General features: G+C 32.1%; 9 protein-coding genes. All 9 read left to right on the forward strand.

Annotated features, from left to right (window positions below):
• Nucleotides 1–855 precede the first annotated feature (855 nt).
• The 9 genes from A6K76_RS16725 to A6K76_RS03885 all read left to right on the forward strand — a co-directional run bounded on the left by A6K76_RS16725 (nucleotide 856) and on the right by A6K76_RS03885 (nucleotide 11,961).
• Complete coding sequence (locus A6K76_RS16725) at nucleotides 856–1,287, forward strand: dynamin family protein (RefSeq protein ID WP_066462275.1); 432 nt, start codon at nucleotides 856–858, stop codon at nucleotides 1,285–1,287.
• Between the two features lie 216 nt (nucleotides 1,288–1,503).
• Nucleotides 1,504–1,821: a hypothetical protein gene (locus tag A6K76_RS03850; protein ID WP_139108642.1), complete on the forward strand. Its 318-nt coding sequence runs from the start codon at nucleotides 1,504–1,506 to the stop codon at nucleotides 1,819–1,821.
• A gap of 5 nt (nucleotides 1,822–1,826) precedes the next feature.
• Nucleotides 1,827–2,804, forward strand: coding sequence for a hypothetical protein (locus A6K76_RS03855; RefSeq protein WP_066462280.1), 978 nt, complete (start codon nucleotides 1,827–1,829; stop codon nucleotides 2,802–2,804).
• On the forward strand, nucleotides 2,801–4,894 hold the full coding sequence (locus A6K76_RS03860) for a dynamin family protein (RefSeq protein WP_066462282.1): 2,094 nt from the start codon (nucleotides 2,801–2,803) through the stop codon (nucleotides 4,892–4,894). Before A6K76_RS03855 ends, A6K76_RS03860 begins: the two co-directional genes overlap by 4 nt.
• A 40-nt stretch (nucleotides 4,895–4,934) precedes the next feature.
• Nucleotides 4,935–7,037, forward strand: coding sequence for a dynamin family protein (locus A6K76_RS03865; protein WP_066462284.1), 2,103 nt, complete (start codon nucleotides 4,935–4,937; stop codon nucleotides 7,035–7,037).
• Nucleotides 7,037–7,819, forward strand: a complete 783-nt coding sequence (locus A6K76_RS03870; protein WP_066462286.1) for a hypothetical protein — start codon at nucleotides 7,037–7,039, stop codon at nucleotides 7,817–7,819. Before A6K76_RS03865 ends, A6K76_RS03870 begins: the two co-directional genes overlap by 1 nt.
• A gap of 13 nt (nucleotides 7,820–7,832) precedes the next feature.
• The gene (locus A6K76_RS03875) at nucleotides 7,833–10,955 is read left to right on the forward strand and encodes an ATP-binding protein (RefSeq protein WP_066462288.1); all 3,123 of its coding nucleotides are present in this window, start codon (nucleotides 7,833–7,835) and stop codon (nucleotides 10,953–10,955) included.
• The gene (locus A6K76_RS03880; protein ID WP_066462289.1) at nucleotides 10,943–11,569 is read left to right on the forward strand and encodes an HNH/ENDO VII family nuclease; all 627 of its coding nucleotides are present in this window, start codon (nucleotides 10,943–10,945) and stop codon (nucleotides 11,567–11,569) included. The genes A6K76_RS03875 and A6K76_RS03880 overlap by 13 nt, the downstream gene beginning before the upstream one ends.
• Nucleotides 11,566–11,961 carry an SMI1/KNR4 family protein gene (locus tag A6K76_RS03885; RefSeq protein WP_066462291.1) on the forward strand — a complete coding sequence of 132 codons (396 nt, stop codon included), beginning with the start codon at nucleotides 11,566–11,568 and terminating at the stop codon, nucleotides 11,959–11,961. The genes A6K76_RS03880 and A6K76_RS03885 overlap by 4 nt, the downstream gene beginning before the upstream one ends.
• Nucleotides 11,962–12,213 lie beyond the last annotated feature (252 nt).

Genomic DNA, 12,213 nt, shown 5'->3' on the forward strand with positions numbered 1-12,213 from the left:
TCGCTGGAGTCCGCCTCTCGTTTCAAGCAACTTTTATACGTCAACCCCAGCTTACGGTGATGAACCATATAATTATAATTTATTATAATCTTTGTAACTGATAATTGGTCTAAAATGGTATAATGATAGTGTATATGTTTTATTAAAAGTGTTTTTGAAGGTCATATTATGTCTAAATGGAAATGTACAATAGACTTTAAGAGGTTTAATTATAAGTAATCAATAAGAATCTCAAATATATAGTGTGTTGTCGCTATATAAGCATTTAAAAACGGCATTGTAAAAGAGTGAATATATGCTAAGGAGTTTTAGATGTAGCTATGAGCGTGCTAAATAGTGTAGAAAATAGAATGACTGAAAAACAACAATCTATTCAAATGCTAACTAGTTTTTTAAATGATTGGGCATTTGAAAATAAAATATGAATTTTTGAAAAATGAAATATTATACTTAGCTTTGAAGAATCCAAATGCTGAAAACGAGTTGCAGTTAATTATAATTCCTGAAAGTTGACTTCCTAGCGGAGGCGTAAAGAAGTGGGTAAATAATTATTTAGCGCTACCATCCACTTTCAAATTAGATGTAATTGCAGCTGAGAAGTTTAGTGAAAGTTATAAAGATTCCAACTGTTGCAATACTGAAATAACAATTTTTGATTTCACCTTAGAGGAGAAAAATACGTTCAAAAATTTATTTCTTCCAAACAGCAGTACTAAGCTATGGTTAGGAATATACGATGAATATTTAAGTAGTAAATATGAAATTGTAAATAATAAGAGAAAAGATCTTAGTAATAAATATAAAGCGCTTTTTTATAAGGAAATATTCAAAGTTAATAAAAACAAAAAGGTTTGTGTGGTAAGTCCATTCACATACGGGAAATCAGCATTGATTAATAGCCTTTTAGGACAAAAGATTTTAGAGGAGGATATTTTAGTTAAAACGGCAAAAGTGACAATTATAAACCATCATACACAGTTTTGGCTAATGAAAGATGGTAAACATCTATTTTTAGAAAAATATGCGGATGTGTCTAATTATTTAACTAGGTTAGGTTACTTAGCCTCTATCAATGAAGAGCAAGGACATATTATTCATGCAACTGTTAATAATCCGATATTAGACAATCTAATTTTAGTTGATACACCAGGATTATTTGGTAAATTTAGTAATCATGACAAAATTACGGTTCATCACCGTAAGCTGGGGTTGACGTATAAAAGTTGCTTGAAACGAGAGGCGGACTCTAGCGGGAAAAGCGCGAGCCTCAAGACTCCGCAGTCGTGAGGCACGAACGACGAGGAGTCTTGAGCCGCGCCCGCGGAAAGCCTGCCTCGACGTGAAAAACAACCCCAAGTTATGGTGAAGAGCCAAAATTACGGAAAATATTATTAAAGATGTTGATCATATTGTTTATTTATTAAATCCGACGCAATTAGGATTTGAGCCATACACACGTAAAATTGTAGAATGGCAAAAAAATATAATAAGCGATGCATTTTTGTGATGAACAAAATGGACTTAGTCAGAAATGAATCTGACCGTCAGCGGTTAATAGAAGAATTTGATGGGGAATTAGGTCGATTAGTAGAACATGATGGAATTATTTTAACATCCGCGTATAGCGCATTAAAAGCGAGATTATATAAAAATAATAAAGTCGATTTAGTCACTTTAAAAAAAGATCGTTTCATTTCAGTAAATAAAGATGGAGAGGTAATAAGTGGTCGCAGTTTTACGGAGGATTGTGTAGAACTTCTAGAAAAAGAAAGTGGTATTACACAATTGGAATCGTATTTCAAAAGTATATTCGGAGGGTGAAAAAATTGAAAATTAGTTTATATGCAGCACAAAAGGCAATAGCTGATGATTTTATTGATTTTGTTGGTAGTGAATTTAGTTTTGAATATGAATGGAAACCTCTAAATGAAGAAAGTAAAGTTGGCACAGTTCCACATTTTTCCTTATTCCTATTAAGCTTACAAAGTGCTAATAGTTTATGGCTAAAAGAGCGTGTTAAGCAATTGTTAGAGTTAGGTGCACATGATCAAAGTATATATTTTATATTAATGAATAAAGAAACGGTATCTAAAAAGTCAGATATAGAACTTGTAATTACAGATTTAAGTAATCAGTTATCTAACTATTTAGTTAATCCACAAATTGATGTCATTTCATTAAAGGTATTTAAAGCGTTTAATGAAAAAGAAGAACGCTTTATGTATTACGATTTTGCATTAGAAGAGTATCGTACGATTAAGCAAATAGTGGTAGGCGATGCAGATGATTTTCAAGATTTCTTAAATTATCATGGCCAAGGTCAAGTGTTAAATAGGCTACAAATTTGGTCGAAAAGTCCGTATTTATTATTTTGGAAAAACGATGAAGTGTCAACAGTCGTAACATATAGTGTTCCAAATATTATTACAGATAAGTTACAACAACTAGCTAGAATCCAAGTAATAGAGACAAAAACATTAGATGAATTTAATATGTTAAAACAAGATCAGCAAGTAATTTCTTTACGATACGTAGCAGAGGATGAAATAAATGAGCAACTAGCATCAAATGAATTTTTGTTTGGAAAATCTAAGACGAATCCTCAAATACAATATTTCGATGAAGAAGTATATACATTAAAAAAATTACCTAAAGATAAGCTAGCTCAAATGGTAGATTTAGTCTTTTTAGATTCTAAGGGTTACCCTAAGCCTAAAAACAAAATTCAAAATTGGGGCGCTGAATTAGAAAATATTTCAGGTTTTACCCAACTAATAAATGAAGTTAAGGCGAAGTTAGTATGATCCAATTAACAAGAAAGAGTTTTGAAGAGATGAATGAAAGTATTAAAAATATTTTACAAGAAGCACGATTTTTAGAAGAAGCTTTAATTTTGGAAAATAAAGAAGTTTTTGTGAAATCATTAAATACAAGCCTATTCAAAATTGCAGTAATCGCACCATTTAGTACAGGTAAATCCACTTTTATCAACAGTCTTTTAGGTTTTGATTTACTTTCAACAAGTATTTTAGTAGAAACAGCTGCCATTACAACAGTTAAATACGCAGAAAGTCCACGTGCTGAAATTAATTATAATGATGGGTCACAAAAAGTTATTAAGAATATAGAAGATTTGTTTGAGTTTAAAGAAGAAATAAGGCGTTATACAGCTGTAAATCGTGACAATGACAAGTTTGAAGTAGAAGATGAGATTAGCCATGTTGATATCTATTGGCCAATTGATTTATGCAAACATGGTATTGAAATTGTAGATACTCCAGGATTATTTGCACAATATGAAAAACATAGTGATATTACATTAAATATTTTAAAATCAGTAAATGCTGTTATTTTCCTTATGGATCCAACAACAATTGGTGAAGTGAATTTCATGAAAGTTATTCGCGAATATGTAGAAAATGCGAAAAAAACGACTATGGATAACTCGGATAAGCATATTTTCTTTGTCGTTAATAAAATTGACCAATATCCCAATGCAGAGGTAGAAAAAGCATATACTGAATTAAAGAAAGTGCTTGAAAACGTAGTGAAGTCTCCAAAAATCTTCAAAGTTTCCTCTTATTTTGGGCTAATGGCAAAAATGTATGAAGATGGACATATTACACTTATGGACTTGCGAAAAGCTAAGAATATTAAATTCGTGGATCATGAAGGTTTTCCTGTATCAGGTAGGTCAATAAATGAAAAAGATGTACGAACGATTAAACGTATAAGTAACATTCAATCAATATATGATAGCTTAGTTACTTACTTTGAACGACAATATATTCAAAAAGTATTCCAAGAAGCTCAATTGTCAAAAGAAGTACTAAGTTCAACAAATATTAAAGAAAACTTAAATCGATTAAATAAAGATATATCCAAGGTTGCAGTAATTGGACCATATAATTCTGGTAAAACTACTTTTATTAATAGTCTGATAGGGAATGATTTACTTTCAACAAGTTTTTCTGAAAATACTGCTACTATTACAACGATTAAATATGCAGAAAGTCCACGTGCAGAAATTAACTATTATGATAAATCACAAGTAATTATTCATGGAGATCAGGATGATTTATTCAGTTTTAAAAATGAGCTTAAAAATTACACAGCATTAATTTATAAAGATGAATGTGAAGTAGAGAGTTCTATCAGTCATGTAGATATATATGGTCCTTTTGATTTATGTAGAAATGGTGTTGAGTTTATAGATACACCTGAATTATCTATATCATCTGAAGAACATAGAGAATTTTTGGAATTTACAAATACTGTGGTTTTTATTGTTGATCCGGGGCATATTAATTGTCAATATTTCGTTCTCGAATATGTTGAGAAATTGAAAAGAATGTTTATTGAGAATTCAAACATGCATATTTTCTTTGTAATTAATAAAATAGATCTTTATTCAGCTAAAGAGTTAGAAAAAGCCTATAATGACTTGAAAGTGCTACTTAAAGGTATAGTTAGCGCACCAAAAATCTTTAAAGTTTCTTCTTATTTTGCTCTAAAGGCAAAAATGTTTGAAGAAGGTCATATTAGCATTAATAAACTACAAAACAGTAGGGGTATAAAATTTGTAGATGTGGAAGGATTTCCTGTATCAGGTAAATCGATAAGTGACGGTGATGTACCAACGATTAAACGTATTAGTAATATTCAATCAATAGAAGATAGCTTATGTATGGATATTGAAGGCCAAAATAGTTGCTTAATTCAAGAAGCGTGGCAAAAATTAAATGGCGCAATTGAGTTAGAACTTGAAAAGGTAGCAGAGGAAATACAATTAGAAGAACATCGCCATAGAAAAAAAATTAAAGCTTTAAAAGATAAAGTAAAGAAATTAAATATGTATTCCAGAAAAGAAATTAAATCTGGAGGGTTAACTTAAGCTTTACACAATTAATTCATAATACTGGAGTGAAATTAACATGATTCAATCAACGAGATTGAAATTTGAACAAACGAATGAATATGTTCAAAAGGCGCTACAAGAGGCGCAATTGTCAGAAGAGGTTTTAGTTTCAACAGATATTGAAGCCAGTTTAAATCGATTAAATAACGGTATATTTAAAATTGCAGTGGTTGCACCATTTAGTGCGGGTAAATCAACTTTTATCAACAGTCTTTTAGGTTTTGATTTACTTTCAACAAGTATTTTAGTGGAAACAGCTGCTATTACAACAGTTAAATATGCAGAAAGTCCACGTGCTGAAATTAATTATAATGACGGGTCACAAGAAATTGTTGAGAATATAGCTGATTTGTTTGAGTTTAAAAAAGAAATAAAGCGTTATACAGCTGTCAATCGAAATGGTGACGATTTTAAAGTAGAAGATGCAATTAGCCATGTTGATATCTATTGGCCAATTGACTTATGCAAAAATGGTGTAGAAATTGTAGATACGCCAGGGTTGTTTGCACAATATGAAAAACATAGTGGTATTACATCAAATATTTTAAAGTCAGTAAATGCTGTTATTTTCATTATGGATCCAACAACAGTTGGTGAAGTGAATTTCATGAAGGTCATTCGTGAATATGTAGAAAATGCGAAAAGAACGACTATGGATAACTCGGACAAGCATATTTTCTTTGTCGTTAATAAAATTGACCAATATCCTGAGACAGAAGTAGAAAAAGCATATACTGAATTAAGAAAAGTGCTTGAAGGGGTTGTAACAGCTCCGAAAATTTTCAAAGTGTCTTCTTATTTTGGGTTTATGACGAAAATGTATGAAGATGGTCATATTACAATTAATGATCTTCGAAGAGATGAGAATATTAAGTTTGTAGATGATGAAGGCTTCCCGGTATCAGGTAGAGCAATAAATGACGCCGATGTGCCAACGATTCAACGTATTAGTAATATTCAATCAGTATATGATAGTTTAGGTATTTATTTTGAAGAAAAGAATGGTTATTTAATTAGTGAAGTATTCCAAAAGTTAAATCGTGCAATTGAATTAGAGATGGATACTTTAACGAAGCGTCTACAATTAGAGGAAAAACGTTATAAGGATCAAAGTGGTGAACTGAAAGAAAAGGCAGAGAAATTAAATACGTATTTCAAAAAAGAAATTTCAACTTTAAAAATGAAAATTGAAGAAATTATTGAGTACAATTTAAATGACTTGTCATCTAGGAAATCAATTATGAGTAAGCTTCGTCAATTATTCCATAGTGACGCAGCTGATACAGTAGAGGATGTTCGTAAAGAGTTTAATGCTGAATGGCGTAAATCTAAGCGTAACATAACTAAGAATAATGCAGATGATGTATTAGAAAAATATTTTAATATTATTGATTTGAAAATTGAAAATATAAAGCAACAATATCATCAAATGAGCTTTAATATTATTTCAAAAACTCTTGTATCAACAGTTCATCAATGTGAAGAGTTAATACAAGAGCTTGAAGAAAATTTCAAACGTCATTTTGAAAATGAGTTTGATATCGAGCAATCTAGTATTTCTTTCTTTAATTTCGATGAATTAATTGAAGAATTATCACAAGAAATTGAAAAACTTTTTAAAGGTAATTCATCTTCTGAAATCTATGAGGATATAGATGGAAATCTGGTTAAAATGAAATCTAATAACACTAGATTTGAACGTAAAAAAGGAGTAGTTAATTTCTTTAAGAGTTGGTTTGGTAAAGAAGAACGCATTACGATTTTTGAATTAGATGATTTTGTTGCAGACATTTCTAAAGAAGTTGATTATGCGTTGGATACTTTACAAGAAGAATTACATGATGCGCTAAGATCAGCACATAAACATATTAGTACAAATTTAGATAACGATATAATAGATATGTTAAATAGCCAATTAATTAAAGGACGTTTAGAACAATTCGGTCAATGGCAAACTAAACAGCTTACTTTATTATTCAATGAAACAAAAGTATCAAAAGAAAGTTTTAAAGAATTGAAAACTTTAAGTATAAATAAATGTGAGAAATTAGAAGAGTTACTAAATCATAATCGAAGTGCATTCGAAAATATAAATCATTTAGAAATGGAGGTTTTATGATGAATTTTGGTGATTTTGAAGTTGAAATCAAAAAATTTTTTGACGAGAATTTTAATAATTTAAAGCGTACAAAAGTTAGTAATTCAGAAAGAGCATTTACGGAGTTGCTTTTAACTGAACATGCAGATACTAATAATGCGATTAGAAGTGTTATGAAGAAAGTAATAATGGCAGCACGTGCGGAATTTGTTAAATTAACGGATGAGTTAAAAGGATATGAATTAGGAGAACAATTTAAAAAATCTGTAAAAGTTCCACAGTTAGAAATGATTAAAGTAGATTTTAATAGAGAAAGTGCGAAGGATACTAAAGGTACCGTTAATCAAACATATAAAAATACTCAAAGTGCAGCGGATAAATTTAAGCAAGGTTCACCAGTGAATCAGGAAAAAAAGAACAACGCAGCCCAAATGGCAGGGATTGCAGCTGCGGGGACAATAGTAGTTGGGACACCTTTATTGACAGCCTTAACACCGCTTGGAATAGGCACAAGTCTAGTAATAGCAGGAATCTCAGCAATCGTAATAGGCAGTATCGTTTACATCATCTTCAACGTACAGGACGAAAGTGGCAACGTCCAACAAGTGAAGATGCAACAGTCGACAACTCGCCCAGGGGCTACTAATACAACTTCTGCACAACCAGTGAAAAAGACGATGGATAAAGCTTCTGTTGATTTAATGTTAGATGCTCGAAGAGCAGAAGCAGAGTTAGCAGTGGAAAACGCGATTCAGCAGGCGGAAATAGAATATAAAAAAATTATTGCACAGTTAAATGCATAAGGAGGGTGTAGCTATGCTAGAGAGAACAACAATTGAAAAGTTTCAAGTAACTCAGCAGGATTTTTATAATCGCCAACCTAAAAGCATTAAAGAAAGTATTCAAGCTACTAGTAAAATTTCGTATTTTTACAGCGTTTCGGAGGTTTTTATTGAGCAGCAAAACGAAGTAACAGTGGAGCAGCAATTAAAGGAAAGTGCTAATGCTTTTGCAAAAGCACTTTCAGCTGTAAAAGGTCGCACTGCGTTTATTTTATCAGGCAATGGACAAGGTAAAATAAGCTTAGCTATAGCAAATTCTCAAAATGATTTACAATTACATGCTTTAGTAGGCTCTATTAAAGGGACTCTAAACTATTCGAAAATACAGCTTCCAGAGCAACAATGGAGTAATTATGCTGCGTTAACCTATACACCCGCTTTAGACTTAGAGGAAGAACGAGCATTTGTGTCTGTAATCGATAGCTTCTTGAAAGCGAATTGGCGCACTGCTTTTGAAATTCGTATCGTTATTCAACCAACGGACCAAAGCGAAACATTATTGACATTGTCATCAATGTATGAAGAAGCTTATCCTCTGCAGCAAATTCAAACATCTCTTTCTACTTCGGAAAGCATACAGAAACAAAAAAGTAAGAGCCATACCACAAATGAATCATTAATTTTAGCAGGGCGTAATATGGGGGAAACGGATAGTGAAACAGTTAGTAATGACACTTCTAATGATCGCTCGACAGAATACAAAAGCTATGCAATCGAACGTTATTGCGAGCAAATTTCATATTTAATGGATCGCCAGCTATTAGCAAAATCTATTGGTCAATTCCAAGTAGGGATTTATGTTGCTTCTAATAGAGTGACAGAAATTAATAGCTTACAAGCAGCTATTCAACAATCTAGCTTTGAAAAGGAATTCGGTGAAGGTGTAAAGATTCATACGTTACCGAATATTAAGCAATGCTTTGAACATTTTGTTTTCCCAAATGAAGAATCAGTATTTTCACCTGTTCAAGGCTATACATCACAAATAACAAGCGTTTTAACAGCCCATGAATTAGCTAGATTAGTTCAATTACCAAGTCAGTCTTACGATGGCTTTGAAGTGAAAGCGTTAAATGACTTTGAAGTGAACGCATTGCCTTATGAGCAAGAAGATGTTATTTGGTCAATTGGAAAGCAATTTGTACGTAATGTTTTAACTGAAAAGAAAGTGAAGTACAGCTATTCAAATTTGCGCCGCCACTGTTTGATTAGTGGTATTACTGGAAGTGGTAAAACGAATACGGTGATGTCTTTATTGAAGGATAGCCCTGTACCATTTTTAATTATTGAACCTACAAAACAAGAGTATCGCCATCTATTAAGTGTAGATCAATCAGTTAAAGTATATACACCAGGGAACGAGAGAATATCTCCTATTCGATTAAATCCGTTTTATTTCCCACAAGGGATTTCAGTGATGAGTCATATTGATTCGTTGAAAGCAGTGTTTATGTCTGCATTTTCAATGTATGCATCGATGCCGAATATTTTAGAGCAATGTTTGTATTCGATTTACCAAAAAGTCGGTTGGGATTTAAATCAATCGGTGAATGTATTTGCAAATGATGGTGTTGAGCTAGCTCATTTTCCAACACTGGAATTATTATATGAAGAAATTGATTCATATTTAGATCAATCTGGCTATGCAGAGGAACAAAAATCGAATATTCGAGCAGCTTTATTAACACGTATTAAAAGCTTGATGACAGGCAGTAAAGGAAAGCTACTTAATACACAAGAAACAATTGATTTTGCTGATTTATTAAATTCAAAGGTTGTCATTGAATTAGAAGAAATTGCTGATGAAGATGATAAAGCGTTAATTATGGGCTTATTCTTTATTCGATTATCAGAGCAGTTTAAAGTAGACGCTGATGAAGTGTTAGATGCTGAATTAAAGCATTTTACAATTATTGAAGAGGCGCATCGTTTATTTAAAAATCATGAGGAAAGCTCGAATCCTGAAATTGCGAATACTAAAGGCAAAGCGGTTGAATTTTTCTGTAATATTTTAAGTGAAATTCGTTCAAAAGGCGAAGGGATTATTATTATTGACCAAGTGCCTACTAAATTAGCGCCAGACGCATTAAAAAATACAGATACAAAAATTATTCATCGATTAGTTTCACAAGACGATGCAGAATATGTTGCACAAGCATTAGCAATCGCAAATGATGAAGATCTTTTGTTCTTATCGCAACTAAAGCGCGGGGAAGCGTTATTTTTCACGAGTGGAATGTATAAAGCTGGACATGTGCTAGTAAATGCGTCTAAGTCGAATTTATCTTATGTAAAAGAAAGTAAAGTTAAGCAGGTCGCAGAGCAGTATAATTCGTTTGTGATGAATGCAGAAGTAGAACATCCGATGGCAGAATATATTTTGCAACAAAATGAGCGTTTGACGAGTACGATGTTAAATGAGTACAGAAGATTTTATCATAATGCATTGTACGGTGATATGTTTAAAATGAACGATGTAGTAGCTAAATTTATCCACGGTCTTTCTCGAAACGTTGAAAAAATAGGCTACCTCATTCCAAAAGAACAACATACACAATTTATTGTAACGCTATGTAATGGCTTAACTGAAAAATATTTAAGTACGCGTGTGTATTTCTCGAATTTCAAGCATATCAAAGATGAAGTAAGTTATTACTTAAACTTGTTGTTAAAAAATCATGATTACATTTGGTCTGAAAATGAGTTACAAGTATTTGAACAGCAACGAATTAAATTAATTCATCCTTTATTAATCAATGCAACGGAGCTTTTACTGTTCGATGAAGAAAAGTATGAATGGATGGAATCAAGTAGAAAAGTTGTAGATGGTGAAGTTATTTACTTAGCGAAATATTTAGAACTAGCAGGTGTTCTTTCAAATGTAGATTTGAATAGTTCAGCAACAGACAACGCGGCTAAAGTTTTTGAGAAAGCGAATAATTTATTGCAAGAAGAGTTTATCGTATGGTCATGGAATGATTATACAAAGCAATTACTATTAAGGACTTTAACGCAACTATTTGGCTGGGAATCAAAAAGCTTACTTGTGCAGTTTGAAATATGGTTAGAAAAGGAGAGTATGTCATGTCGGTACTAGCAACTATATTCGGTGGCGCTGCTACTGAAGGTGTTAAAACAGCAGCTATCACAGAAGGTACGAGAGCAACAGTTATAACACCAGAAATTGTATATGGTAACTTAGAAAGTACGATGGCAATGCCTAATTTGGAAGTTAGCAACTTAGATAAGGTTGAAGCTACCAAAATATCAGCTGAAACAGTAAATGTTGAACTAGTTGAACGCTATAAAACGGTTGATGAAGCGTTAAAAGGAGCTTCTGAAGCAGAAAAAGCAATTTATGAAGAAGCCGGTTTAGAAAAAACATTGGTTAACGAGCGTGAAGTATTAGCTCGTACAGATATTGATTATGAAGCTAAAGATAAATTTGGTCAAACGAATTTAGAACGTATGGAACAAGGGTTAGCCCCTGAAATAGATGGAAAGAAAGTTGAACTTCATCATATTGGTCAAGAAATGGATTCACCATTAGCAGAACTAACACGTCCAGAACATCGTGGTGAAGGGAACTATTCTATTTTACATGATGTAGATAAAGAAAGTACGATTAATCGTAACGCCTTTAATGCAGAAAAAGAAGCACATTGGAAAGCGCGTGCAGAACAAATTAAAACCGCTGGAGGTACATCATGAAATTAAAGCAACTATTTCAAAATAAAAAAGTATTATTTACTGGTGGCGTGGAATTATCTGAAGTGGAAAAAGCCGAAAAAGAATTATCAGTAAGTTTTCCAGAAGATTATAAAGAGTTATTAATTGAATATGGAGCAATTTCAGTAGGGTCTCATGAAATTTCTGCATTAGGTGTAGAAGGGGATTTAAATGTAGTAGAGTTAACAAAAGAAGAGCGTGAGTTTGCTCCTAATAATGAATTACAAGAATATATTGTTATTCAAAATTTAGGTATTGAAGGATTGTTAATCGTTTTAGATTCTGAGGGAAATGTATACGAGTATGTTAATGGGAAATTTAAAAAGATTTATAAAGATTTTTATTCATATTTAAAAATGGAAATTTGTGTGTGATTTCAAATTAAAGTCTCCGTAAGCATTTTTCATAAACCTTATTAATTCCTTTGTAAGAGCTATTTTTGACCCTTCAAAAAGCCTTTCAACCGTTGAATTAATAAGGTTTTCCTGTTTTATAGTCCGAATCCCCGTCGTCTCCATACAATATGAATTAGCCCGAATTTCTTGAGTATTAAGAAATTCGGGCTTTTTTATTTTCTTTAATAAAACGTTACGTATTTGCAAACTGTACAGATCAAGCCAGTTATG

Origin of the sequence: Caryophanon latum (assembly GCF_001700325.1) — a bacterium.
Lineage (GTDB): Bacteria > Bacillota > Bacilli > Bacillales_A > Planococcaceae > Caryophanon > Caryophanon latum.

What these genes read in the sequence shown, in the direction of transcription:
- A6K76_RS03860 (WP_066462282.1), top strand. Translation starts at nt 2,801, where the DNA reads ATGATCCAATTAACAAGAAAGAGTTTTGAAGAGATGAATGAAAGTATT.
- A6K76_RS03865 (WP_066462284.1), top strand. Translation starts at nt 4,935, where the DNA reads ATGATTCAATCAACGAGATTGAAATTTGAACAAACGAATGAATATGTT.
- A6K76_RS03870 (WP_066462286.1), top strand. Translation starts at nt 7,037, where the DNA reads ATGAATTTTGGTGATTTTGAAGTTGAAATCAAAAAATTTTTTGACGAG.
- A6K76_RS03875 (WP_066462288.1), top strand. Translation starts at nt 7,833, where the DNA reads ATGCTAGAGAGAACAACAATTGAAAAGTTTCAAGTAACTCAGCAGGAT.
- A6K76_RS03880 (WP_066462289.1), top strand. Translation starts at nt 10,943, where the DNA reads ATGTCGGTACTAGCAACTATATTCGGTGGCGCTGCTACTGAAGGTGTT.
- A6K76_RS03885 (WP_066462291.1), top strand. Translation starts at nt 11,566, where the DNA reads ATGAAATTAAAGCAACTATTTCAAAATAAAAAAGTATTATTTACTGGT.